The sequence below is a fragment of the Echinicola rosea genome (assembly GCF_005281475.1).
Lineage (GTDB): Bacteria > Bacteroidota > Bacteroidia > Cytophagales > Cyclobacteriaceae > Echinicola > Echinicola rosea.
Genome location: NZ_CP040106.1, coordinates 2821848 through 2846406, shown reverse-complemented (window position 1 = coordinate 2846406; position 24559 = coordinate 2821848). Strand labels below are relative to the sequence as shown.

Here is a 24559-nt window from a genome sequence, read left to right as displayed (position 1 = left end):
TAAAAAACTATTAATAAAATGAATACATTGAAAACCTATTTTCCTGTTCTGGTTGCCATCCTGATATGCTGCAGTTCCAGCGGATTATCGGCACAGGACAAGTCGTTATTTGAAAAACGGGTCTTTGTCAATCATAAAGGTGACTCGCTCCTTTACCGAATACTGTATCCTGAACACTACGACAACGGTAAAAAGTATCCCATGGTGCTTTTTCTCCATGGCGCAGGTGAACGGGGAAATGACAATGAAAAGCAGCTTACCCATGGTGCCGACCTGTTCTTATCCCCAGAAAACCGAGAGCACTTCCCTGCAATCGTGGTGTTTCCACAATGTCCGATGGACAAATACTGGATTGACATCAGTGTCCGTAAGGAGCTCTTCGGTAAAGGTGACCCTGACTTCAGCCAATCTGTGGAGCAACCATCCGAGCAACTGGATCTGGTCAACGACCTGACCAAAAAGCTGATCAAAGAAAACCGGATCGACAAAAAGCGCCTTTACATCATGGGGCTGTCCATGGGTGGATTTGGCACATTCGAGACACTGGGCAGATGGCCGAAGAAATATGCCGCGGCCATCGCCATTTGTGGCGGGGGCAACCTCTCGCTAGCCAAAAAATACGCACCTCACACCTCCTTATGGATCACCCATGGAGGCAAGGATGACATCGTCCCCCCTATCCTTTCGCAGCGGGTGTACAAGAAACTCAAAGAAGAAGGGGCTGACGTGAAATACAGCCTTTATCCCGAAGCCAATCACAATGCCTGGGATCCGACCTTTGACGAACCCGACTTATTGCATTGGCTATTTTCAAAACATAAATAACCGTAAAGACCATGAATAACCTCCCTAGAAAACAAGTGTTCCTCCTGCTGGCAGTTATTGCCTTTTGGGGTTGCACCTCGAACGAAACCGCCACAAAAAGCCCCATCCAAGCGACCGGATACCCTCGCCATGTGGAACTCACTTGGCCAGCCCAAGAAGGAGCAGATAAGTACGAAATATGGGTAAGCTCCGGCGACAACAATTTCAGCAAAAGGGCCACGATCAGGGACACCCTGTACATGGACTTCGTCAATGATCTGGGCAATAATCTAGAGCTAAACTACCGTATCACCTCTGTAGAACCTACTGGCGAAACCAGGGAAATCGGCAGCACCAAAGTGCTGACCAAAGACCTTACCGACGAGCAATTAATCGACATGGTCCAATATTACACCTTTCGCTATTTTTGGGAAGGAGCGGAGCCCAACTCCGGAATGGCCAGAGAGCGCATCCACATCGACGGAAACTATCCCCAAAACGATGAAAGTGTGGTCACCACCGGAGGTACCGGCTTTGGTATATACGGTTTACTGGCAGGTATTGACCGTGGATGGATTACACGAGAAGAAGGAGCCGATCGTTTTGAAAAAATGGTCAACTTCCTCGCAGAAGCTGACCGCTTCCACGGTGTATGGCCACATTGGCTACAAGGCGAAACTGGCAAAGTCAAAGCATTCAGCAAAAAGGACGATGGTGGAGACTTGGTAGAATCTGCCTTTTTGATGCAAGGGCTGCTAGCAGTAAGGGAATATTATAAAAATGGCTCAGAAAAGGAAAAAACCATTGCCCAAAAAATCGACCAGCTATGGAAAGAAATGGAATGGGATTGGTACACCCAAGGTGGTCAAGACGTGCTTTATTGGCACTGGTCTCCAAATTACGCTTGGGACATGAACTTCCCACTCGAAGGCTATAACGAATGCCTGATCACCTACATTCTCGCTGCTGCCTCTCCCACACATTCCGTCCCTGCCAGTGTGTACCATAAAGGCTGGGCGCGCAGTGGTGACATCAATACGGATGTAGAAGCTTTTGGGTATAAATTGACACTAAAGCATAATGGTGCCGAGAAAATGGGCGGACCGCTCTTCTGGGCACACTATTCTTACCACGGACTCAACCCTAAAGGCTTGGAAGACCGCTACGCCAACTACTGGCAGGAAAACAAAAACCATACGCTGATTAACCGTGCTTGGTGCATCGAAAACAAGGATGGATACAAAGGCTACGGGGAAGACCTTTGGGGCTTGACCGCCAGCTATTCGGTCAATGGCTATGCTGGCCACAGACCTGGCCGCGACCTTGGCGTCATCACACCCACCGCGGCACTTTCTTCCATGCCCTACACCCCTCAGGAATCATTAAAAGTATTAAAAAACCTCTATTTCAATTATGGAGAAAAGGTTTTTGGGCGTTATGGCTTCTATGACGCCTTAAGCCCTGAAGCGGACTATTATCCAGAAAGATACTTGGCCATCGACCAAGGCCCCATCGTGGCCATGATCGAAAACCATCGCTCCGGGCTCGGTTGGAAACTCTTTATGGGAGCCCCAGAAATTCAGGATGGACTCAAGAAGTTGGAGTTTTCAGTCAACCCTTAGGTTGCTATACCTGTTAAACCCGCATTCAATGCCGTTTAGTTAGGGCTATATCCCTGTTTTCACCTGCTAGGAGTTTCCTTTCTATTTGACTTTAATTGTATGGCTTTGGTCATTTTGGTGGATTTTATCCTTTTCCTTTTTTCCCCCGAAAGCCTTCGGGGCAGGCTATTGATGAAAAAAGAAAGAAAAAAATCTAGCCCGGTGGTCTGCCCTTTAAAATGGGACATGGATTTCCCCTGCGACGTGGATCCCTCACCCATTTTAATTTCCACCCGATGGCTATGGCCTAAAAACGAGTGGGGCTCGCTGTTCCACGACGCGAGCCAACCCACTTTCTTAACGGCCTCCACCATTGGCTGGAAAACAGGCATACCAAGGGCCGGAATAAGGAAGCGATACCTTTTTGGGACTTATTAACCTCAGTTCGATTATAAAATCGTCACTGCGAGGCTTAGAGGGAGATATGAGGGGTGGAAGCCGTGGCAGCTCGCCGCGGCGAGTTGCCACACCCTTTTCCAACCCACATCCTCCTAAAAAGGGTTCGCAATGACGATTTTAACACAAAAATTAAGTCGAGCATAGGTTATTAACTGAATCCGCCTTGCAGGTATTGGGCGTTAAGAAATTAAAAAGCGGAGGGCAAAAAGGCAGGCTTGTTTGACGAAATGCTGCCCAAAAAGAATGTTGGCAGCTAAAAAGAAGGAGTTTGCCTGCATGAGGGGAGGCTTTAAATTTAGGCCAATAGATGCACACCTGTGCGCCGTGGCGTAGCGACGGGTTTTTTGGGTTACTTTTTTGACCTGAAGCAAAAAAGTAACAAAGGTAAAGGGATGAAAACCACCTAGGAATTTAGCTAGAAAAATAACTGCCCAAGGGAAAAATATAGAACCCGTATTTTCCAGATACACACTAACTAAACGGTATCGAACCCGCATTATGCAATAGCCTACTTATTACGATTCCTAATGCATAAAACGGGCTTAATGGCACGCATGACGAGATTGCTTCTTCTGATATCCATCGCTGAATCGCAACAAGGACTCATGAGACAGCCTCTTTTTGTTCTTTACGGGCAAACCAAATTAATTTAACCCGGTTATTCCCAACAGATATGGGTAAAAGGTGGTACTACCGATTTACCGGTCGAATAAACGGAATAATATTAATACCTGAATACTTTTGGCTTCTCCTTAAGGTAAGCCAAGGACACCACCTTATCAATGCGTCTTTGGCGGGTTTCAGGCCTCTTGGCCATTACGATCCAGTGCAATGCCATTTTTTTTATGGACTTGCTCCATTGCAAAAAAGTCTCTTCCGAGCCTGGATAGCACAAAAAGGCGGCATGAAGGTCTTCAGGAATGGTCAAAGCTTCCACTTCATCCAAAAGGCTCCAAGAACCATTGCTTTTGGCCGTTTCAATTGCCTCCAGTCCCGCTTGGCGCATATGACCTTGATCCGTTAATTTCTTGATTTTTTCCTTATTGATTTGAGACCAAGTACTGTCAGGTTTCCTTTTGCAAAAAAACTGACGATAACTTTCTTTATCAATCGACTTTCTTTTTCCATCTATCCAACCAAAACAAAGCGCTTCTTCCACGGACTCTTCCCAAGTGATGGATGCCTTTTGGCTCTCCTTCTTGTACTGGATCAGCCAAACCGCGTCCCGGTTTTGATGGTTGTCCTCCAGCCATTGCCGCCATTCCTTCCGACTACAGGGACAAAACGCCACGATAGGTTCTTTCTTCATCATGTTCTTTTTTTGCCAATTTACTGTATTAGAATGACAACCCTATGTCAGCAGCATCGATTGAAATCCATTCCCCCATAAAACATCGTTTTTTACTCAGGGTATTGTCCTTGTAACGTGTCCTATAATCAACGAACACTAAACCATAAAAACAAGCTTTATGCAGCGACCGATTAAATTTATCGATACCAAAAACTCCCTATTTTTCAGTACCCTTAAAAGACGGATTGATGATTACTTTGAGGACAAGCAACAATCCAAAAAAGCCAATACTGCCATGGTGGTCAAGACGGCTGTTTACCTTATTTCATTTTTTAGCCTTTATGCACTGATTATTTTGGAAGTGTTCCCGCCATTCGCCACGTTATTATTGGCATTGCTCCTTGGTGTGACCATGGCCTGCATTGGATTTAACATCTGCCATGATGCCTTGCACGGCTCCTATTCGGCCAAATCCAACATAAACAAAACCCTGGGCTTTATGTTTAATGTCATCGGGGCCAGCGAATATGTTTGGCGTATTACCCATAACAAAATCCATCACACCTACACCAACATCGTCGGCCATGATGGTGACCTGGAAGTAGCCCCGGGCCTGATCAGGCTATCCGCTAAGGACAAAAAGAAGTCAATTCATCGCTTCCAGCACATTTATGCCTTTATGCTGTATTCGCTTACTGCTCTCTCATGGTTTTTCAGAAAAGACTACCTGAAATTTTTCCAGAAGAACATTGGCGCCCACACCAATAGGCATCCCAAAAGCGAATATTTCAAATTATTCGGTTATAAAGCCATGTATTACACACTATTCATCATCATTCCATTAGTGGTCATGGACATTAGATGGTGGCAGTTTTTGATCGGATACCTGCTGATGAATATGGTGGAAGGGCTGGTGTTGGGACTGGTTTTCCAACTGGCTCACTTGGTGGAAGAAACGGAAATGCCCGCTCCCGATAACAGCGCAACTATTGAGGAGGCTTGGGCCATTCATCAGATGAGGACAACGGCAAATTTTGCTGTGGACAGCAAAATAGCTACTTTCCTATGTGGAGGGCTGAATTTTCAGGTAGAGCACCACCTCTTTCCAAACATCTGCCATATCCACTATCCGGCCATCTCCAAGATGCTCAGGACCACCGCTGCCGAATTTAACGTTCCCTATATCAACAACGGGTCCTTACTTACGGCTTTGGGATCACATTACCGCTTTTTAAAAAAGCATGGACGTGACTAAACAACGGAGCTCCATCCATTTTTACAAAATAGGAAAACACTAGTACATGTGTGTGAGGGTGTGTGGAGCTGCATGCTAAAAACGATAGCCCAAACCAAACTGTACACCGAATTCAGTCAACTTCTGGTGGTTGTGGCTTTTTTCAAAAGGAAACAAAGCGTGTTGCTTAAAATTGGGATTGACAAAGAGGGAAAAATGTTGAAAGTCATATTTCCCTCCAATTCCCACACTGTATCCAATGCCGGCTTGTTTATCAATGAAGTCCGGGTGGTCGGATCCATCAAAATCCAATATGGGGCCACCATTGACAAAGAAATGCTTCCAAAAAGTGTAATGCGCATAAATGGGAACGGAAATGAGGTGATAATCCTCCTCTCTCACCTCCACTGATTCCCCCATATATTCCGGATAGAATATAGCCTTACTGCTGGAATAATTCACACCCGTTTCGATAGAGAATCTCTCATTAATTCCTTTCAAATACCGCAAACCAAATTCCTTGAAACCGGTATTGTCATATCCTCCTCCCCCGTATGTCGCCGACTTGACAAATTCCGCTCCAGCCGCCCCATAGTAAATTCTCACTTCATCAGTGCTTTGTGCGTGGAGACAAAATGGCACTAACCCAACGATAATCATGATAAAAATAATAGTAGTTTTCTTATTCATAAATCACTCTTTTTATGAACGCCCAAGGTAAGGCATTTCATGCCAACCTAAAATACCCCATTGTGGGTAATTTTGAATCCCCAGTAGCTTCCACAGCTATCCCCACACCAAACATAACATACCATTAACACCCAATTAATTTTAAAAAGGTACTTTTGAGAGTTAGTAAGCAAGGAATTCCAACCGTTTTACCTGCGGAAAGGAATTAAAAATCACAAGAGGAGTAAAGCGTTCGTTTTTATCATTATAATTGGAAAGTATTATGGGAATCATGTTAACGGTGGTCATACTGCAGGCCATAACAAGCGGCTTACTGATTTTCCTGAACAAGCGTTACAAGGGAGAAGACCTCTACCTCAGCCTTCTTTTTGGGCTAATAGCGGTACATGTCACCTACAAAGCCCTTATTTATTGGTTGGTCGATAATATGGAGATTTTTGACAAGTTGCATGGCTGCTTTTCCTTGTTGTACGGACCGTTGTTGTATTTTTATGTACAATCCATACGAAAACGTCCTGTCCCTATAGCCCAAATCATCGCCCATTCCACTCCCTTTTTCATTGGCTTTGGGCTCAACATCCTAATGATCATCATGGTGATGACCCAAAACACCCCTGAGATGATCATGGAGCTTTACCATCAAGGTGTGATCATCGCTGTTTTTCTTTCTTTTACCGTATATAGTACCTATTCACTGTTTCTGCTCCATCACACTCCGGCCACTGGTCCCATTTACAAGCAAAAAGCGACCATTGCCAGGCTCATAGCTTCCTGTAACTTATTGCTATCATTTCTCGTGCTATTTGGCTGGGCGTTGCTCATCTGGGATGTGCAGTTTCCTGTGACCACACGCTATGTTTATTATTTCCTCATGCTGGGACTTTTCTATAGCATTATCCATATTCGCACGAGGATGCTCATCCATACCAAACCAAATCAATACGATACCCCTAAAATCTCCATTCAGCCTAAGGAAAAGTATCGAAACTCCAAGCTTTCCGAGAAAGAACTGATCCAGATCCTAGATCAAATCAACGCCGTATTCCAAGATAAAAAACCCTTTCTGAATCCGGATTTCAACTTGGACCAACTGGCAAAAGAATTGGATACTTCTAAAGTCAAAATCACACAGGCCTTGAATATCCACTTGGGACAGAGTTTCTATCAATTTGTCAATTCTGCCAGAATAGAAGAATCCAAAAACCTTCTCCAACGGCCCAATGAAGACAACCTTACCGTCGTAGGCTATGAAAGCGGATTTAAATCCAAGTCCACATTTTATAAATACTTCAAAGAGGCGACCGGCTGTAGTCCAAGCGACTACAAAAAATCCCTGCAGCTCCAAACTTAACCAGGCCATGGGCCAACAGTCTTCACGCCAAAGCAGCGAGTCCGCATACAAAACGGTCCCACTAACTTTTCCCCTTCAATTTACTATATGCGTTTGCCCAATCCGTCAACCTCGCGGTAACGGTATCTCAACCCGGAATCAAGACCGTTTAATTAAGGATGTTTCCCTGTTTTCGTATGCCCGGATTATCTTTTCCATTTGACTTTGACGGTGAGGCTGTAGCCACTTTGGGAAATTTTATTCTTTACCTTTTTTCCCCGAAAGCCTTTGGGGCAAGGGTCTTGATAAAAACAGAAAGAAAAAACCTCGGGAAATGATCGCTTTTTTGGACTCGTAATCCTGACTCAACTTCATTTAGCTAAGAAAAGCCACTCCCCAATTAAAAACATAGTACCTATTATTCTCAAATACACACTAACTAAACAGCATGAACACCGAATTAAGTGTTCGTACAAAATATTGACTTTCCCAAGGGCATACTCGACGTGATTAGCGGATAAATATCGGTCATTCCCTGCATATTAATTGGTCTTTACGGTTTATTAATTATTTCATAACAACACGTAAAACACTGAAAATCTACTTTTTATAATACATTTTAACATTGGAAAGTACGGTCAAATTTACACGGACGACTTCTATGCCCCAGTACCATTAGGTTTGTTGAAAAATCATTAAGCACATGAAAAAACACTTACCACTATTTATGATGATGCTGATCTGGGCCACCCACACTATGGCCCAAAGTGAGGCATCTTTGTCAGGCAGTGTATCCGATCAGACAGGCTACCTCCCTGGAGTAAACGTTCTGGTCATGGAGACCAGCCAAGGCGCTCCCACAGATTTAAATGGGAAGTTCGAAATTTCTAATCTCCCTCCGGGTAAAGCGACTCTTCGGGTCAGCTATTTGGGTTTTGAAACAGTCACTAGGGAAGTGGACCTTAAAGCAGGTTCCAATTCCATAGGGGACATTAAATTAACTGAAGCTTCTGGCGACCTGGAAGAATATGTGATCCAGGGCACCATGGTTCCTTCGCAGCTAAAGGCCATCTCCATCAAAAAGAACTCACTGGCCATCATGGATGTCATTGCCGCTGATGCTATTGGGAAATTACCGGACAGAAATGCCGCAGAGGCCGTTCAGCGACTTCCTGCGGCCAGTGTAAACCGGTACCACGGTGAGGCCAACCAAGTCAGTGTCAGGGGAACGCCCTATGCTTGGTCTTCCACACTCTATAACGGCACCAGATTGCCCAGCTCCAACGTCAATGGCAATAGAAATGCGCTGTTAGATGCCATCCCAGCGGAAATGATCCAATACGTACAGCTTTCCAAGGCCATCACTCCTGATATGGAAGGGGATGCCATCGGTGGATCCATTAACTTTGTGACCCGCTCTGCCCCACAGGACAGGATGCTCAATGTCAGCGCAGCAGGAGGCTATAACCAAAAATCCCAAAACGGTAGCTATAACGCTTCCATCGTTTATGGTGATCGCTTCTTTAACGATAAATTCGGAATTATCCTGGCCGCTTCCATCTGGAACAGAAATTTCTCTTCTGACGAAATTGTCCTGGATTATAACCTGAACATGGCTGTTCCTGCCGAGCGCTACAGCATCAATACCATGAATGCCAAAAGATATTACGGCACTCGCCGCACTACAGCACTGAACGCAGCACTGGAATATGAATTTAATGCTGACCAAAAACTGTTTGCACGAATCGTCCAAGACCAATTTGATGACATTCGCCCCGTTTATGAAGCCTATTACGAATTTGAGGAAAACCGGTACCGATACAGTAACAGGGAGTCAGAATACAGAACTTACCTAAAGGGTTATGAATTTGGTGGCGTGCATCACTTGGCTACCAACTTTAAGATGGACTGGAAATTGTCCTCCTATGAAAGTTATTACAACTTGGAGACCCCTCCCAATATGCCCAGCGACCAGAAAGGACTGCCCATCGCCCAGTTTTACCAAGACTTGGAAGGTGACTTTGGTGGACGCTCTGCTGACGGTCATGTTTACAACATCTTCGATGCCCCTGACGGCAAGGGAATCACCCCACTCAATTTTGACCCTGACCTCACCAACGAAAATGACTTCATGGATCCCAACAGGCTTACATTGCAGCAGTTGATCATCTACCAGATTGACCAGCGTGACCGTGACAATGTCGCCCAAATGAACTTCACTTGGGATGTCAACCCTGACTTTAGCCTAAAGGCTGGTGGAAAATTCAGGTTTAAGGAAAACGAGGCCCAACAAACACCTATGGTATTCCTTCCCAATGCCCGCTTGGGAATACCGGGGTCTGCCCCACTGCGTACGCTGAGTGAATTCCAGCGAATGGACTTCCCCGCTCCTGGTACATTCTTCCAAGAGCTGAACGGACAGTTTGACGCCTTGGCCATCCAGCCCATGCCCCAAAGCCAGACCTTCGAAATTTTCTCGCCAGAATTCATGGAAGAAAATGACATCAATAACTACTCTCCAGCCTCCAATGCCACCACAACCTATAATGGTACGGAAGACGCTTACGCTGGCTACATCATGGGAACCTATAACATCACCGACCAATTACAGGTAATCGGTGGTTTCAGAAATGAATTTACCAAGCTCACCATGAACAGCTTTGCTTACAACGATGAAACGGACGAAGTAAATCCAGTTTCCAGGGACAATGACTATAACGCCTTCCTGCCGATGTTTCACGTAAAGTACAGCCCCAAAGAGCAATTAAACCTGCGTGCAGCCTATACCAGGACATTTAGCAGGCCAAACTTCGGAAGCCTGAGTCCATCAGAAAGCATCGATACCTCCACAGGAATTCCGCGCATCTCACGAGGAAATACCGAATTGCTCCCTACTTTTTCCAATAATTTTGACCTGATGGGAGAATGGTTTCTGGAAGATATCGGAATGATCACCGCCGGGATATTTTATAAAGACATCGATGACTTTATCTTCACGGACCTTTCGGCAGAGACCATCGATGGCACCAACTTCCTGGTCTCCCAGCCAAAGAACCTTGAGAGTGCATACTTGGTAGGTTTCGAGATGGGCATCACTAAAAGATTCAGTAGCCTTCCGGGTTTCTGGAGCGGCTTTGGGGTAGATGTCAATTATAGCAGGATACATTCCGAGCTGGAAGTACCGCGATTGGACGAAGAAGGGGCTGTAGTCTCCACGGATATCACCAGCCTGCCTACCCAGTCAAGCAACCTGTTCAACACGTCGTTATTTTACGAGAAAAATGGGCTGATGCTCCGCTTGGCAGGAAACTTCCGCGGTGCATCGGTCGAGACCATCAACCAAAACCTTGGCCCTGATTTCTATATCCATGTGGACAATACCTTCACTGTGGATTTCTCTGCTGCCTATTCTATCACGGATAAAATCAAGGCGTTCGCCGAAATCAGGAATTTGACCAATGAACCATATGTACAATACCTCGGCGACAATAAAGACCGCATCACTTCCAGTGAATGGTACTCCACCAACGGACAAGCCGGAATCAGATTTATCATATTCTAAACCAATCTTCATGAAAACGTTAAAAGCAATTGTAACCGCCACCGCACTATTGACAAGCATTTCTGCCCAGGCACAGAAAAACCTCGGCCTGGAAGCCAGTCCTAACTTTCGGGAATTGGGCGGAATTGAAACTAAAGATGGCAAAACAGTAAAGGACCATATGATCTACCGGTCAGGGAGCTTTACTGCCCTTCCTGAAGGCGACAAGGAAAAACTTGCCGAAACCGGCATCACTACTGTCATTGACTTCAGGTCTGACTATGAGATTGAACGTGAGCCGGATGATATCCCAGCCTCCTTGAATGCTGAATGGATCAACAGCTCCATTGGCAATATCGACCCCAAGTCCATGCAGCAGTTTATGAAAGTCCTTACCGGGCCTTCCTTTTCTACAGATCAAGTAGATTCCTTGATGATTGCGGCCAACAAAGGGTTTGTGGACAACATCACCGACTTTAAGCCTTTGTTTGATCACCTTATGGAAAAAGATGAGGTGGTTTTGTTCCACTGTAGTGCCGGAAAAGACCGCACAGGATTTGCCTCTTCCTTACTTCTCCACGCTTTGGGTGCCGACTGGGACACCATCATGGCCGATTACCTTCGGTCCAATGAGGCTGTGGGCAAAGTCGACAAGTCCAAATTGGAAATGTATGGCATCCCAAAAGAACGCGCAGAATATATGATGGGCGTAAAAGCACCCTATTTGGAAGCTGCCTGGGAAGGTATTCGTGAGAAATATGGCGATGTGGACACCATGCTGGAAGAGGAGCTGGGCATTGGTAAAAAAGAGAAAAAGCAACTCAGAAAAAAATACCTGAGCAAAAATTAACAGCATAAAAACTCACTTAAGAATCATCAGTCTAAATCCTCAAAAAGCAATCCGAATGTTCGGATTGCTTTTTTATTCTGCGTTACCTGGAATGTTCACCAACGCTTACCATGCCCATTTCATCGATAGAAGCAGTATCACCTTCCGAAAGGGAAAAACTTAATTTCTTCCATGCTGTCCCTTTTAACCCTGAAAGTGCCAAGCCTTCCTTAGTTTTGGTAAGGGTAAACAAAAAGGGTGACGAGGAACCTTCCAGTGATGTGGGCCCATTTACAAATGTCCTAAAACCTGACTGGTCAATTATCACTTCGTCATATCCCGAAAATCCCAACTCCTCCCAGGCACAGCCTTTTGTGGAAGTCATCATCACTTTATGCCCCTCAAACATAACCGTCATTTCAAAATCCGCCAACTTCTCAGCGTTTTGATCATCATTGACTGTTTCTGAACCATTGCTACCTAAAAAAAGCATGGCAGCAAACAAAATACTCTTTAAAACTAATAGCATAATTTTATCTTTTAGAATATAGTAAAACAATTAACATGAATTTACACCTTTTCGGACTTTTATCTAACTAAAATCCAGGAAATCTTCACACTACTTGACGCACAAATCAGCTGTTTCAAAAACAGATGCTCCAAAAGCCGCTTACTAAATTTACCGTATAAAATTCTATGCGTTCAAAGCAACAGAGCGTCAGATATTATTATTTTTTTAATTGAACAATTGTGCAAATGAACCATCAATCACTAATTTTAAAGTTTAAAACTATCAAAATAAAAACATGAAAAAATTATTGACTTTTACATTTGCATTTTTCTTGATTGGGGTAGCAGCAAAAGCCCAATCCACCTACACCTCGGCCGTCGGTCTCAACATTGATTTTGGTGAAGGCACTACCTTGGTGGGACCATCCATCAAACACTTCTTCAAGGGTCCCCATGCAGGATTGGGGGAAGTCACCTTTGGCAATAACCTTACTGCCGTGACGTTGCTTTACCAATATCACGGGGAGATAGACAATGCCAATGGCCTCATGTGGTTTGCCGGCATTGGCCCCACAGTACTATTTGGATACGGGGATTCCAGTTTCAATGTGCGCCCAGATGTTGGGCTAGATTACAAAATCCAAGATGTACCGCTCACCTTTACCTTCGATTGGAGGCCTATTCTAAACTTTGACTATGAAACCACCTTCACTGCTGCTAGATTTGGGCTAGGAATTCGCTATGCGTTTAATTAAATTGAAAAAGCACCGGTGTGACCGATTTTATCAAAAATGATTTTACAGAGCATCCCAAGTAGGCATTAATATTTAATGACGGGATGATAAGGAGTCAGGCCGAGCGAAGTCGAGGCGCTATGTCTAGCCTTCGACTTCGCTCAGGCTGACATCTCGACATTGATAGCTTTAACCCGCATTCAATACCTTTTTTGGCTCAGGGGGCCTTATAGTTTCGGCTCAACGGTTACTTAAGAAAATATACCACTAATGGAATAATGATGATAATTTATCCATAAGAAACTTATTAATCGGATCCGCCTTGCAGGTATTGGGCGTTAAGAAATTAAAAAGCGGGCGGGCAAAAAGGCAGGCTTGTTTGACGAAATACTGACCAAAAAAAATGTTGGCAGCTAAAAAGAAGAAGTTTGCCTGCATGAGGAAAGGTTTTAATTTTAGGCCAATAGCTGCACACCTGTGCGCCGTGGCGTAGCGGTGGGATTTTTTGGGTTACTTTTTTGACCTGAAGCAAAAAAGTAACAAAGGTAAAAGGATGAAAACCACCTAGGGATTTAGCTAGAAAAATAACTGCCCAAGGGAAAAATATAGAACCCATATTTTCCAGATACACACTAACTAAACGGCATTGAACCCGCATTATGCACTAGCCTACCTACGCCGCGGCACACAAGTATTGCGACCTGACACTACTTCAAAATCAGTCGCTTCGCTTCCTGCAAAGCGGGCTAAAAGCGATTTCCATGCCCATTACCCCTTACCATTGCTGGGGACTACTTCGGTACACACCTCACCAAATCCCACTCTGACACCGTCCTTTTCAGCATAACCTCTCATTTTTACCGTATCGCCATCCTCGATAAATGAACGCTCTGCACCACAATCCAAACGCAAAGGCCTTGTTCCCTTCCAGGCCAATTCCAGCATGGACCCAAAACTATTTTCCTCTGGTCCCGAGATGGTACCGGAAGCATACATATCCCCTACATTGATGTTGCAGCCATTTACCGTCTGATGGGCCAGTTGCTGGGCGATGTTCCAATAAAGGTATTTGTAATTGGATCGGCAGACTCGGGTCTCCTTTTCTGCTTTTGGCTGAATATAAACTTCCAGATCTATGTCAAAACCATGGTCCATTTTACACTGGAGATACGGCAATAACGGTTCTTCAGGTTTTGGAGAAGTCGTCCTGAATGGCTCCAAAGCTTCTATGGTCACCACCCAGGGCGAGATGCTGGAGGCAAAGCTTTTGCCCAAAAACGGCCCCAAAGGCACATATTCCCACGCTTGAATATCCCTGGCTGACCAATCGTTAAAAAGTACAAATCCAAAGATATAATCCTCAGCCTCTTCGGTCTTGATACTTCCTCCCATTTTGGTGGACTTTCCGGTAATAAAGGCCATTTCCAATTCAAAATCCAACCGTTTGCTAGGGCCAAAAGAAGGCTTATCAGCATCGGGAGCTTTGAATTGGCCTTTTGGGCGATGGATAGGTGTACCAGAAGGAACAATTGAAGAAGCCCTCCCATGATAGCCTACCGGCAAATGCTTCCAGTTTGGCAGCAGGGCATTTTCAGGATCCCTGAACATCGTCCCCACATTGGTAGCGTGCTCTTTACTGCTGTAAAAATCAGTATAATCCCCTACCTTTACGGGCATAAGCATGACTGCTTCTTTCCGGTTGATCATCACTTTTCCCCTGGCACGATGATCTTTCAATGCCGAATTCTCCTCCAAAAGCAATTCCTGAACAATCTCCCTCACTTTTCGGGTAATGGGTTTACCCAATGCAATAAACGTATTGAGGCTATCCTGCAAAAACACTTCTTCGGGAAGGTGAATGGATGAAAAGAATCCTTCCAAATAGAGGACGTGTAAATCCACGATCTTGTCACCAATGGCCATCCCGATACGAGGGGTGAGCCTTTTGTTCTTAAAAACGCCAAAGGGCAAATTATGAATGGTGAAATCTGAACTATTGGGTACTTGCACCCAGCTCTTCAATGGTTTTGCTTGCTGCTTTTTCATGTGCTATTGATGATTTTGGTATGGCCAAATAAACCTTCTAGGCCAAGACATCCCGTATTCACTAACCAAACAGAAAACCGGAAGCTTGTCGGTAAAACAAGGACACGCTGTGCTTGTTACAAAATTAGAATTATCCCCGTATTTTAAAACTCAACACGAGATTGCTTCAGGGGATATTTGCCTAAATTTGGCATATTGTGCAAAGTCTTGGTGTCCTTTCAGAAGCACTTTCCTTTATCCACCCCTTAATTAGTAAGAATATAAGGTCATGAGAGATATTTCTATTATTTTTGCGCTCTGAGAGAGAAAATTATTGCTAGCCAATTCATATAACTATGTCCTTATCCACAAAATACGATCCAGCAGAGGCCGAATCCAAATGGTATGCATTCTGGATGGAGAATAAGTTATTCAGTTCAAAAGTAGATTATAACAAAGAACCCTACTCCATCGTCATTCCGCCCCCCAATGTAACGGGCGTGTTGCACATGGGACACATGCTGAACAACACGCTCCAGGATGTCTTAGTAAGAAAAGCCCGCATGGAAGGTAAAAATGCCTGCTGGGTACCCGGTACTGACCACGCTTCCATTGCTACCGAAGCGAAAGTCGTGGCACTGCTCAAAGAAAAAGGGATAGACAAAAAGTCCATTTCAAGGGAGGACTTCCTCTCCCATGCTTGGGAATGGAAAGAAAAATACGGTGGCATCATCTTGGAGCAACTGAAGAAACTGGGTGCGTCCTGTGACTGGGACCGCACCAAGTTCACCATGGATGCAGGACTTAGCGATGCGGTGACCAGTGTTTTTGTGGACCTACACAACAAAGGCAAGATCTACCGTGGCATCCGCATGGTCAACTGGGATCCGCAAGGCAAAACAGCCCTATCGGACGATGAGGTTATCTTCAAGGAAGTCCAGTCCAAACTGTATTATATCAACTATAAAATCGAAGGCAGTGAAGATGAACACCTGACCATCGCCACCACGCGCCCAGAAACCATCATGGCCGATGTGGCGATCTGCATCAACCCCAATGACAAACGATTTGCTCACTTAAAAGGAAAAAAAGCCCTTATTCCCTTAATCAATCGTGCCATTCCGATCGTAGAGGATGATTATGTGGACATGGAGTTTGGTACGGGATGCCTGAAAGTGACCCCGGCACACGATGTAAACGATTATGAAATCGGTCTCCGACACAAGCTCGAAGTGATCGATATCATCAATGACGATGGTACGCTAAATGAAAAGGCCCAGATCCTCGTAGGTGAAGACCGATTCATTGCCAGAAAGAAGATCGCCAAGCTCCTCAAAGAGGCGGAGCAGCTTCTAAAAGAAGAAGACTATACATCTAACGTTGGCCATTCCGAACGAACAGATGCCGTTATCGAGCCAAAGCTTTCCCTACAGTGGTTCCTCAAAATGGAGGACATCACCAAGCCGGCCCTGAAAGCGGTCATGGATGACATCATCCAACTTTATCCGCCAAAGTTCAAAAACATGTACCGCAGCTGGATGGACAATGTGCGGGACTGGTGTATCTCCAGACAGCTTTGGTGGGGCCATCAAATCCCTGCCTTTTACCTTCCAAACGGTGAATATGTGGTGGCCAAGACTGCGGAAGAGGCACTTGAAATGGCCAATGAAAAATACAACCAAAATTACAGCCTGAACGACCTCACCCAAGATGAAGACGTGCTTGACACGTGGTTCTCTTCGTGGTTATGGCCTATTTCGGTGTTTGATACAGATGTATTTACCACAGGGAAAAAAAATGAAGAGTTAAAGTATTATTATCCTACCAATGACCTGGTGACGGCTCCAGAAATCCTATTTTTCTGGGTGGCCAGAATGATCATTGCCGGATATGAATACATGGGAGAAAAGCCCTTCCGCAATGTTTACCTCACGGGCATCGTGCGGGACAAGCAGGGAAGGAAAATGTCCAAATCGCTTGGCAACTCCCCTGACCCCTTAGCGCTCATCAAAAACTACGGAGCTGATGGTGTGCGTACAGGCATGCTTTTCAGTTCACCTGCTGGGAATGACCTTCCTTTCGATGAGAAACTTGTAGAGCAAGGCAGGAATTTTGCCAATAAGATTTGGAATGCTTTCCGCTTGATCAAAGGCTGGGAAGTAGACTCCAATATCCTGGAACACCAAAACCACACGGCCATCAAATGGTTTGAAAGCCGATTTGACCAAGCACTGGAGGAAATCGAAGACCATTTCAGCAAATTCAGGATCTCGGATGCCCTGATGAGCACTTACAAGTTGGTTTGGGATGATTTCTGCTCTTGGTACCTCGAAATGGTAAAACCAGCATACCAAAAACCAATCGACCTGGAAACGTATGAAAAAACCTTGGGCTACTTCGAGGCCATAATGAAGGTACTCCATCCGTTCATGCCATTCATCACCGAAGAGCTTTGGCACCAGGTAAAAAGCAGGGATGTAAAAGATGCACTGATCGTTTCTTCTTGGCCTACCAAAACGGCTTATGATGAAAAACTGATCAATGATGCTGCGCAGGTGTTCGAGGTGGTATCGCAGATAAGAAATATCCGCGCTTCCAAAGGCATCTCGCCCAAAGAAGCCTTTGACCTCACCATCAACACGCAAAACCAAGAATTGTACACCTCTTTTGAGGCCATTCTTAAAAAACTCGCCAACCTCACCAAAGTGGACTTCGCAGAAAAAGTAGATGGGGCACTGAGTTTTGTGGTGAAATCAGATGAGTTCTTCATTCCATTAAACGAGCAAATTGACGTAGAAGCAGAGAAGGAAAACATCCAGAAAGAACTGGAATACACCAAAGGCTTCCTCAATTCGGTCACTAAAAAATTGAGTAACGAGCGTTTTGTAAACAATGCTCCCGCACAAGTAGTCGAAAATGAGAAGAAAAAGCAGGCAGATGCCGAGGCTAAAATAAAGGCATTGGAAGAAAGCTTGACCAAGTTGGTTTGATAACCGACAAAATGCCCCAGGCTCCCTTAGATTGGTAGAGGAAGTTTGGGGCATTTTTCATTAATTACTGCTTCAACCCACATTATGCATTAGCCTATCTATTGCGACCTGATCCGCCGCGGCGGACAAAATTAATCGCTTCGCTGCTGTTTTCGATCTCACCATCCGCCGCGGCGGATGATTCAATCTCCAAACAGCCTGATTTTCTTGTAGTTTCAGCTCTCATAACGATTCCTAATGCATAAAGCGGGTAATGTCGTTTAGTTAAAGAGATTTTCCAATACGGATCGTCCATTGAGAAAATTATGGTTTTAATCCATGGCCTTTTTTAAACCTGTATAAAATGGATCCGCCTTGCAGGTATTGGGCGTTAAGAATTTAAAAGCGGGTGGGCAAGAAGGCAGACTTGTTTGACGAAATACTAGCCAAAAAGAATATTGGCAGCTAAAGAAGGTTTACCTGGCTTTAGACAGGAGGAGTTTTCCTGCATGAGGGAAGGTTTTAATTTTAGGCCAATAGCTGCACACCTGTGCGCCGTGGCGTAGCGGCGGTTTTTTTTGGTTACCTTTTTGACCTGAAGCAAAAAAGTAACAAAGGTAAAGAGATGAAAACCATCTTGGAATTTAACAAGAAAAATAATTACACCAATATTTCCAGATACACGCTAACTAAACGACATTGATAAAGCGGGTTCAATCATTGCCTGATGTTGCTTAACAAATATTTTTCCACATTGAAGGATAATCATCCAAATGATTGGTTTATTTTTACCCGCGCAAAAGTACCATTTACAGCAGCAGGTATTAACAAAATGAAAGATAACAAAATCGCCATCATTGGATGCGGAAACCTCGGTCTCTCTATCGTCAACGGTTTGTTGGACACGACAGGGTTTGAGGGGAAAAACCTCACCGTTACCAAAAGACATCCTGAAAACCTTCTTTATCTTCAGCCCCATGGCGTGACCGTGACGACTGACAACAAATCCGCAGCCGAAGCGGCAGAGGTGGTCATCCTTGGGGTAAAACCTTATAACATCCCACTTATTCTCCAAGAAATTGCCCCAGCACTCTCCACGGATAAGCATATCGTTATTTCTCTGGCCACAGGTGTGACTCTTCAGGAGATGTACCAGCACCTGCCATCCGAAATGGCACTTTACCGTGCCATGCCCAATATAGCAGCAGATATCCAGGAATCCATCACCTGCATCTGCGGCCATAACAGCACTCCGGAAATAGAAGAAACGATCAAAACACTCTTTAACAGCATCGGAATCTCCATCGTCATAGAAGAACACTTAATGGAAGCGGCCACTGTATTGGGGGCCTGTGGGGTTGCCTATGTGTTGCGGTTTATGAGGGCCATGACCCAAGGTGGAATCCAAATTGGTTTTGATGCCAAAACGGCAAATACCATTGTTAACCAAACCGTCAAGGGCGCGGCAGAACTGCTGATCAAAAAAGGCATCCATCCGGAAGCTGCCATTGATAAAGTGACCACTCCAAAAGGCTGCACCATCGTCGGCCTCAATGAAATGGAACACCACGGCTTCAGCGCCGCCATGGTCAAAGGAGTGTTGGCTTCCTATGGAAAAATCGAAAAGTAGGGAAAATAGTAAAACCTTTCATCAAACCAGCCCAGTAAACGAAGCGGTACTGGGCTGGTTTTTAAGAAATTTCGGATTAAAAGCCTCATCCGAATTGCCACTTATTGATCTTCATTTCCAACCAGGTATTCATATTTCATGATCTCCTCAAGTTCTTCATCAATGTTTTCATCAAATTTAAGATTGAAAAGCTTCCACTTATCTCTTCCCTTATAATACTTGAAAATAAACCTTAATGGTTGCCTATCGTACTTGACCAAGTAAACGGAAACCTTTAGGCTCTCACCAACAGACTTTTCATACAGCTTTTCAAATCCAATATATTCTCCCATAAGATTTGCATATTCCCTTAATTGAAACTTCACTTTTTCTGTGCCATCTTTATTTTCTCCCATCCATTTATTGGTTCCGAAAATATAGTCAAACGCTTCATCAGTGTTGGTTTCATATTTTTTGAAAAAATTCTCCGTCAATTCATTTGTTGAATTTTGTCCAAAAGTAATCGATGCTAATAAAGTAAAGCTGAGAAGTAAAATTGTTTTTTTCATATGTTTTTAGGTCTAAATTATAAAAGTGAGTTTTATTGTAAAATTACGTTCAATTTTACAATCTTTCAATATCCAATCTCCCTAAAAAGCGTACCCAAAGGAAACATAGGGCACAAATGGGAAGAAGTAATCCTTTCCAAAATACGGTGACAACCCTGTCCTAAAAGTAAATCCTCCCTCCCCCGGCTGCTTGCGATACCCAAAGACCAAGGATCCCAGCACATGGCTTCCATCAGGATCCTCTTCATCCTCATACCAATTATCACTCGAAGAGGTATAAGTACCATTTAGGCCGACTTCAAAATACTTCCCCTCTTCCTCATTGCCCATCAGGAAATTTAGCCCTACTGGAATGGAAACCAAATGATAACCATCTGTCCCAATATACCCAATGCCCACTCTCGCTCCCAGCCCCCTGCTATTGCCCTTAAACCGGGTGTCGTAATTAAAGGTAAACAAGCCAGGGCCGCCAAATTCAGCGAACACATTTTCGGCCTTGGGCGATTTCCGCTCTTGTGCCGACACATATGCGGCCATCAATAGTCCTATGCCAATTAAAAGGATCTTCTTCATTGTTATATGGGGTTAATCAAAATGCATATCCTGCACCAATTCCTGCAAAAAGCGGCCAGAAACCGTTACTGTTAAAGACAGGAGTGAGATTGACCCGCCACGTAAATCCAGGTTCATCAGGCACCCTTCGGTATCCAAAATTAAGGGTACCCATGACTGCCGGTGTCTCGCCCATGTCCATAATAAAATGCCACGTCTTACTTTCTCGTTCGACGGCATTTCCATTGCTGTCATAATCATAAACCGTTTCCCTGAAATTAACCAGGGTAGTTCCTGCGCCCACTTCGAAATAATGATTGCCCCTGCCAAAAAGTCGATTCACCTGAACCGGAACCGTCAAAAGGGATTGATCGCTAAAGGAATAAACTAATCCTGCTCCTCCCAGTTCTGCATAAACAGCACGTGTTGGATAAGTTGTTTCTTGAGCTGTTAGGGTCATTGAAACACCAAAAAAAATGCTGAGTACCCATAGTAGTTTTTTCATGTTTTCTCAGAATAAGGTAGCATTTAAATCCAGCTTTAATATACCAAATATAAGCATGCCACGTAAACAGAAACGAATGGCAAACCAAAAGATTTAATCGATCGAACTTCCGATGATCAACAACATACAAACCTGGACTCGATTTAGAATACTGTCACTATGAGGAGGAACGACGAGGCAGTCCCTTGTCTTGGAGACGAAACTGCTTCACTCCACTGTATCTGCATACTCAATGCAATAACCGTTTATAACCACTTTTTACTCATCGAACGGAGGCTTCCTGCTATTTTAAATAGCAGGATCAACCCCCTTTCATAGCATTATCTTTTACCATTATTGAACCGCTAAAAAGCATATCCAAACCGGACCCCAGCCCATAATGGCCAAAAGCCGTTTTGGTTAAATGCAGGCACCAGATTGACACCAAATAAGAAACCGCCTTCTTCGGGCACTTTTCTATATCCAAAATTCAGTGTCCCCATGAGAGCAGGTGTATCTCCCGTTTCCAGTATCCATAATAAATTTTTGTCCACCCTGGTTTCGTAATAATAATGTCCATCGTTAGCTATTCGATAGGTTTCCCATCGGTCCCTATAATACACGAATGTAGCTCCTCCGCCAAGTTCAAAAAAGTGCCTTCCACTTCCGTACAATCTATTGATCTGAACAGGTAATGTCAAAAGGGATTCATCTGTTACCGAATAACCTCCTGCACCTAGTCGCATTCCCCAGGAATTCATATCGGATTTGTCAAACCTAAAATCATAATTAAACGAATACACCAAACCCGGTCCGCCGAGTTCTACATACACTGCTTGCGTCGGTAAGTGACCACTCTCTTGGCAGAACCCAGTATGAACTGTCATCAATCCAACAAAAAATAGTACCGCAATAAAGCCGATTTTCATGTTCCTTCTCATTTTTTACAAGAGTTAATTTTCAGCTAAACTATTCTTTGTCAAAGCAAAAAAGAAATACTGGCCTACGCACATATACGCACAATATGAAAACATGACATAAATCATAATGGACGAATGATAGGATAATTTTACAAAACGGTTTAGTTTTAATACTCAAATTCATCATCAAGCCATGTTCAAGAAACTTCTCCCCTTCCTAATTTCCATTTCCATTATATTGGCCATTGGCTATATGCTAGGCCCTAAAGAAACATTGAGTGATATGAAAGGAAGCTATCCTACCGTCCCTACTGACCTAAGAAAACTCGAGACCTATATTCAACAAAAAGAGGACACCGTGAAAGGCCTCAAACCTAACAACGAAGCCCGGATCATCTGGGCGGACAGTACAAAAACCAAAACGCCCTACTCCATCGTTTACATTCATGGATTTGGCGCCAGTCAGATGGAAGGAGATCCTGTTCACCGGAAACTGGCCGAATATTTCGGTGCCAACCTATACTTGGCCAGACTTCCCGAGCATGGTATCGATCGATCTAATGCATTTGAGTACCTTACAGCCGAAAAATTGGCTGACGGTGCCAGAGAGGCCTTTATGATCGGAAAGCAGCTTGGGGATAAAGTCATCGTCGTGGGCACATCTATGGGAGGTGCTTTGACCGTTCTATTGGCTTCTGAGCGGGAAGATATCGAAGCGATCCTACTTTACTCACCCTGTATCCGGGATTACGGCAATCAGCTGGAAGCTTTCTTCAGCCCCTGGCAGGGATGGTTATTTGAGCAATTTGGCACCAATGACGATCAAGTGATCCTGAATCCCCGAGAAGGCGACAAGGCCAAATACTGGTCTGAGCAGTATCATATCAATGCCTACATCAGTTTGGCCAAGCTTGTTTACAGTAAGATGGATGAAGCCACATTCAAAAAGATCAACCAACCGTTATTTCTAGGATATTATTACAAAGACAAGGAACTCCAAGATGATGTCGTATCCGTATCGGCGATGATCGAAATGTACCAACAGGTCAGCACCCCCAAAACTCAAAAGAAAAAGGTGGCTTTCCCTGAATCGGGAGACCATGTGATCGGATCCAGCATTACTTCTGGGGATTGGGAAGGTGTACTCCGGGCCAGTATCAATTTTCTGGAAAACATCGTAAAAGTCCCCGTTCCGCAACAAGAGGAAATCAACCTCACCGAACCAGTAAACTAATACAATGTCCGTCTTAAATTCCATAGCGTCCCCCACCTTATTGCTCAACGAAGCCGTGTGTAAAGCCAACATTGACCGCATGAGCAAAAAAGCAAAAGAACACCAAGTAGCCCTTATCCCTCATTTCAAAACCCATCAATCCCTAGAAATCGGAAAGTGGTACAGGGAATTTGGCATTGATGAAATAACGGTTTCTTCCATTCAGATGGCGGCTTACTTTTCTGGACAATCTTGGCAAAAGATCCACATCGCCTTTCCATTCAACCCATTGGAAATTGATCTTTTAAACACTTTGACTAAATCGTGCCCCATTTCCATCCAACTAGTCAATGTGCAAGTCGCGCGTACACTTGCCGAACGTCTCACCAATCCTGTGGATTTTTTCATTGAAATAGATGCAGGTTACGGCAGAGCCGGTGTAGAAGTAAGTGATTTTGGGACGATTGAAGCGATTATGCGCATCGCAAACAGGTCGGAAAAATTGGCTTTTAGGGGTTTTTATATCCATGCCGGACATACTTATCATACTGATCACAGCGGAATCCGTAAAATCCATGAACAGACCAAATCAGCCTTGAAAATGCTCAAGGACAAATATTGTGATGAATTTCCGGAGATGGTGACCCGCAGCGGTGATACACCTAGCTGTTCGATAGAAGATGACTTTAGGGGAATCGATGAAATTGGTCCTGGGAATTTTGTATTTTATGACCTTACCCAAGCCAGTATTGGAAGCTGTGACAAATCGGATATCGCCATCGCTCTGGCCACTCCAGTGGTGGACATTAAAAAAGAAACACATGAAATCTTGGTCCACGGAGGCGGGGTACACCTGGCCAAAGATGTCCTGACCAATCCTGATGGAACCAATAATTACGGTGAAGTAGTGCTACTAACCGAGCAAGGCTGGACCATTCCTACCACTACTTCCTTCCTTAAAAGCATTAGCCAAGAGCATGGATTGATAAAGGCTACAGACGAATTGCTCAACAACACCCAGATAGGAGATATTCTTGGAATTCTGCCCGTCCACAGCTGTATGACAGCGGACTGCATGCGGGGTTACCTTAGCCTAAACGGTGAAAAACTTGACCACTTAAAAGGTCAGAAAGCCTACTGACAGTAGTGCTGACCAGTGACTTTTAGATTCCTCTTTGTTCCAAAACAACCCCAC

23 protein-coding genes are annotated in these 24559 nt (G+C 44.4%); 11 read left to right on the top strand and 12 right to left on the bottom strand.

Annotation, left to right across the window (positions count from 1 at the left end):
- The first annotated feature begins 18 nt into the window (after positions 1-18).
- Together FDP09_RS11440 and FDP09_RS11435 are read left to right on the top strand one after the other, a co-directional pair.
- The gene (locus FDP09_RS11440; protein WP_137402797.1) at positions 19-825 is read left to right on the top strand and encodes a carboxylesterase family protein; all 807 of its coding nucleotides are present in this window, start codon (positions 19-21) and stop codon (positions 823-825) included.
- Positions 826-836: 11 nt separating this feature from the next.
- Entirely contained in the window at positions 837-2426 is a 1590-nt protein-coding gene (locus FDP09_RS11435; protein ID WP_222840324.1) for a glucoamylase family protein, read from the top strand.
- 59 nt (positions 2427-2485) lie between these two features.
- Here the strand turns inward: FDP09_RS11435 and FDP09_RS11430 are convergent, their stop codons facing one another.
- The 3 genes from FDP09_RS11430 to FDP09_RS11420 all read right to left on the bottom strand — a co-directional run bounded on the left by FDP09_RS11430 (position 2486) and on the right by FDP09_RS11420 (position 4176).
- The gene (locus tag FDP09_RS11430; protein WP_137402796.1) at positions 2486-2797 is read right to left on the bottom strand and encodes a hypothetical protein; all 312 of its coding nucleotides are present in this window, start codon (positions 2795-2797) and stop codon (positions 2486-2488) included.
- Between the two features lie 246 nt (positions 2798-3043).
- A complete protein-coding gene (locus FDP09_RS11425) occupies positions 3044-3334 on the bottom strand; it encodes a hypothetical protein (protein ID WP_137402795.1) in 291 nt (96 codons plus the stop codon).
- A gap of 254 nt (positions 3335-3588) precedes the next feature.
- Positions 3589-4176, bottom strand: coding sequence for a YdeI/OmpD-associated family protein (locus FDP09_RS11420; RefSeq protein WP_308421150.1), 588 nt, complete (start codon positions 4174-4176; stop codon positions 3589-3591).
- A gap of 157 nt (positions 4177-4333) precedes the next feature.
- Here FDP09_RS11420 and FDP09_RS11415 point away from each other — a divergent pair, with 157 nt between their 5' ends.
- Entirely contained in the window at positions 4334-5410 is a 1077-nt protein-coding gene (locus FDP09_RS11415) for a fatty acid desaturase family protein (protein WP_137402794.1), read from the top strand.
- Positions 5411-5485: 75 nt separating this feature from the next.
- Here FDP09_RS11415 and FDP09_RS11410 read toward each other — a convergent pair whose 3' ends face one another.
- Complete coding sequence (locus FDP09_RS11410; protein ID WP_137402793.1) at positions 5486-6079, bottom strand: outer membrane beta-barrel protein; 594 nt, start codon at positions 6077-6079, stop codon at positions 5486-5488.
- A gap of 262 nt (positions 6080-6341) precedes the next feature.
- Between FDP09_RS11410 and FDP09_RS11405 the strand changes: the two genes are divergently transcribed.
- The 3 genes from FDP09_RS11405 (at position 6342) to FDP09_RS11395 (ending at position 11800) form a co-directional block, all read left to right on the top strand.
- Positions 6342-7430 (top strand): helix-turn-helix domain-containing protein, encoded by a 1089-nt coding sequence (locus FDP09_RS11405; protein ID WP_137402792.1) that lies wholly within the window; start codon positions 6342-6344, stop codon positions 7428-7430.
- 682 nt (positions 7431-8112) lie between these two features.
- Entirely contained in the window at positions 8113-10971 is a 2859-nt protein-coding gene (locus FDP09_RS11400) for a TonB-dependent receptor (protein ID WP_137402791.1), read from the top strand.
- Positions 10972-10981: 10 nt separating this feature from the next.
- Positions 10982-11800, top strand: a complete 819-nt coding sequence (locus tag FDP09_RS11395; protein ID WP_137402790.1) for a tyrosine-protein phosphatase — start codon at positions 10982-10984, stop codon at positions 11798-11800.
- 82 nt (positions 11801-11882) lie between these two features.
- Here FDP09_RS11395 and FDP09_RS11390 read toward each other — a convergent pair whose 3' ends face one another.
- Positions 11883-12308 (bottom strand): hypothetical protein, encoded by a 426-nt coding sequence (locus FDP09_RS11390; RefSeq protein ID WP_137402789.1) that lies wholly within the window; start codon positions 12306-12308, stop codon positions 11883-11885.
- A 277-nt stretch (positions 12309-12585) separates the two neighbouring features.
- Here FDP09_RS11390 and FDP09_RS11385 point away from each other — a divergent pair, with 277 nt between their 5' ends.
- Positions 12586-13044: a hypothetical protein gene (locus FDP09_RS11385; protein ID WP_137402788.1), complete on the top strand. Its 459-nt coding sequence runs from the start codon at positions 12586-12588 to the stop codon at positions 13042-13044.
- A gap of 325 nt (positions 13045-13369) precedes the next feature.
- On the opposite strand, the gene FDP09_RS11380 is transcribed toward FDP09_RS11385, so the two are convergent.
- Together FDP09_RS11380 and fahA are read right to left on the bottom strand one after the other, a co-directional pair.
- Positions 13370-13639, bottom strand: a complete 270-nt coding sequence (locus tag FDP09_RS11380) for a hypothetical protein (RefSeq protein ID WP_137402787.1) — start codon at positions 13637-13639, stop codon at positions 13370-13372.
- A 152-nt stretch (positions 13640-13791) separates the two neighbouring features.
- Entirely contained in the window at positions 13792-15069 is a 1278-nt protein-coding gene (gene fahA, locus FDP09_RS11375) for a fumarylacetoacetase (RefSeq protein ID WP_187328846.1), read from the bottom strand.
- A 335-nt stretch (positions 15070-15404) separates the two neighbouring features.
- Between fahA and FDP09_RS11370 the strand changes: the two genes are divergently transcribed.
- Entirely contained in the window at positions 15405-18038 is a 2634-nt protein-coding gene (locus FDP09_RS11370) for a valine--tRNA ligase (RefSeq protein ID WP_137402786.1), read from the top strand.
- A 94-nt stretch (positions 18039-18132) separates the two neighbouring features.
- On the opposite strand, the gene FDP09_RS11365 is transcribed toward FDP09_RS11370, so the two are convergent.
- Positions 18133-18333 (bottom strand): hypothetical protein, encoded by a 201-nt coding sequence (locus FDP09_RS11365; protein ID WP_137402785.1) that lies wholly within the window; start codon positions 18331-18333, stop codon positions 18133-18135.
- A 516-nt stretch (positions 18334-18849) separates the two neighbouring features.
- On the opposite strand from FDP09_RS11365, the gene proC reads away from it, so the two are divergent.
- The gene (gene proC / locus FDP09_RS11360) at positions 18850-19647 is read left to right on the top strand and encodes a pyrroline-5-carboxylate reductase (RefSeq protein WP_137402784.1); all 798 of its coding nucleotides are present in this window, start codon (positions 18850-18852) and stop codon (positions 19645-19647) included.
- Positions 19648-19748: 101 nt separating this feature from the next.
- Here the strand turns inward: proC and FDP09_RS11355 are convergent, their stop codons facing one another.
- From FDP09_RS11355 to FDP09_RS11340, 4 genes are all read right to left on the bottom strand, one after another.
- The gene (locus tag FDP09_RS11355; protein ID WP_137402783.1) at positions 19749-20195 is read right to left on the bottom strand and encodes a hypothetical protein; all 447 of its coding nucleotides are present in this window, start codon (positions 20193-20195) and stop codon (positions 19749-19751) included.
- An 81-nt stretch (positions 20196-20276) separates the two neighbouring features.
- Positions 20277-20768, bottom strand: coding sequence for a hypothetical protein (locus tag FDP09_RS11350; RefSeq protein WP_137402782.1), 492 nt, complete (start codon positions 20766-20768; stop codon positions 20277-20279).
- A gap of 16 nt (positions 20769-20784) precedes the next feature.
- Positions 20785-21252 carry a hypothetical protein gene (locus FDP09_RS11345; RefSeq protein WP_137402781.1) on the bottom strand — a complete coding sequence of 156 codons (468 nt, stop codon included), beginning with the start codon at positions 21250-21252 and terminating at the stop codon, positions 20785-20787.
- 344 nt (positions 21253-21596) lie between these two features.
- On the bottom strand, positions 21597-22160 hold the full coding sequence (locus FDP09_RS11340) for a hypothetical protein (RefSeq protein WP_244940526.1): 564 nt from the start codon (positions 22158-22160) through the stop codon (positions 21597-21599).
- Positions 22161-22344: 184 nt separating this feature from the next.
- On the opposite strand from FDP09_RS11340, the gene FDP09_RS11335 reads away from it, so the two are divergent.
- Both FDP09_RS11335 and FDP09_RS11330 read left to right on the top strand, forming a co-directional pair.
- Positions 22345-23385: an alpha/beta hydrolase gene (locus tag FDP09_RS11335; RefSeq protein WP_137402780.1), complete on the top strand. Its 1041-nt coding sequence runs from the start codon at positions 22345-22347 to the stop codon at positions 23383-23385.
- Positions 23386-23389: 4 nt separating this feature from the next.
- Positions 23390-24505: an alanine racemase gene (locus FDP09_RS11330; protein WP_137402779.1), complete on the top strand. Its 1116-nt coding sequence runs from the start codon at positions 23390-23392 to the stop codon at positions 24503-24505.
- The last annotated feature ends 54 nt before the right edge of the window (positions 24506-24559 follow it).

Excerpts from the sequence above, each read along its gene's own strand:
- FDP09_RS11440 (WP_137402797.1), top strand. The coding sequence starts at position 19 with ATGAATACATTGAAAACCTATTTTCCTGTTCTGGTTGCCATCCTGATA.
- FDP09_RS11435 (WP_222840324.1), top strand. The coding sequence starts at position 837 with ATGAATAACCTCCCTAGAAAACAAGTGTTCCTCCTGCTGGCAGTTATT.
- FDP09_RS11430 (WP_137402796.1), bottom strand. The coding sequence starts at position 2,797 with ATGCCTGTTTTCCAGCCAATGGTGGAGGCCGTTAAGAAAGTGGGTTGG.
- FDP09_RS11420 (WP_308421150.1), bottom strand. The coding sequence starts at position 4,176 with ATGATGAAGAAAGAACCTATCGTGGCGTTTTGTCCCTGTAGTCGGAAG.
- FDP09_RS11415 (WP_137402794.1), top strand. The coding sequence starts at position 4,334 with ATGCAGCGACCGATTAAATTTATCGATACCAAAAACTCCCTATTTTTC.
- FDP09_RS11410 (WP_137402793.1), bottom strand. The coding sequence starts at position 6,079 with ATGAATAAGAAAACTACTATTATTTTTATCATGATTATCGTTGGGTTA.
- FDP09_RS11405 (WP_137402792.1), top strand. The coding sequence starts at position 6,342 with ATGGGAATCATGTTAACGGTGGTCATACTGCAGGCCATAACAAGCGGC.
- FDP09_RS11400 (WP_137402791.1), top strand. The coding sequence starts at position 8,113 with ATGAAAAAACACTTACCACTATTTATGATGATGCTGATCTGGGCCACC.
- FDP09_RS11395 (WP_137402790.1), top strand. The coding sequence starts at position 10,982 with ATGAAAACGTTAAAAGCAATTGTAACCGCCACCGCACTATTGACAAGC.
- FDP09_RS11390 (WP_137402789.1), bottom strand. The coding sequence starts at position 12,308 with ATGCTATTAGTTTTAAAGAGTATTTTGTTTGCTGCCATGCTTTTTTTA.
- FDP09_RS11385 (WP_137402788.1), top strand. The coding sequence starts at position 12,586 with ATGAAAAAATTATTGACTTTTACATTTGCATTTTTCTTGATTGGGGTA.
- FDP09_RS11380 (WP_137402787.1), bottom strand. The coding sequence starts at position 13,639 with ATGGGTTCTATATTTTTCCCTTGGGCAGTTATTTTTCTAGCTAAATCC.
- fahA (WP_187328846.1), bottom strand. The coding sequence starts at position 15,069 with ATGAAAAAGCAGCAAGCAAAACCATTGAAGAGCTGGGTGCAAGTACCC.
- FDP09_RS11370 (WP_137402786.1), top strand. The coding sequence starts at position 15,405 with ATGTCCTTATCCACAAAATACGATCCAGCAGAGGCCGAATCCAAATGG.
- FDP09_RS11365 (WP_137402785.1), bottom strand. The coding sequence starts at position 18,333 with ATGGACGATCCGTATTGGAAAATCTCTTTAACTAAACGACATTACCCG.
- proC (WP_137402784.1), top strand. The coding sequence starts at position 18,850 with ATGAAAGATAACAAAATCGCCATCATTGGATGCGGAAACCTCGGTCTC.
- FDP09_RS11355 (WP_137402783.1), bottom strand. The coding sequence starts at position 20,195 with ATGAAAAAAACAATTTTACTTCTCAGCTTTACTTTATTAGCATCGATT.
- FDP09_RS11350 (WP_137402782.1), bottom strand. The coding sequence starts at position 20,768 with ATGAAGAAGATCCTTTTAATTGGCATAGGACTATTGATGGCCGCATAT.
- FDP09_RS11345 (WP_137402781.1), bottom strand. The coding sequence starts at position 21,252 with ATGAAAAAACTACTATGGGTACTCAGCATTTTTTTTGGTGTTTCAATG.
- FDP09_RS11340 (WP_244940526.1), bottom strand. The coding sequence starts at position 22,160 with ATGAAAATCGGCTTTATTGCGGTACTATTTTTTGTTGGATTGATGACA.
- FDP09_RS11335 (WP_137402780.1), top strand. The coding sequence starts at position 22,345 with ATGTTCAAGAAACTTCTCCCCTTCCTAATTTCCATTTCCATTATATTG.
- FDP09_RS11330 (WP_137402779.1), top strand. The coding sequence starts at position 23,390 with ATGTCCGTCTTAAATTCCATAGCGTCCCCCACCTTATTGCTCAACGAA.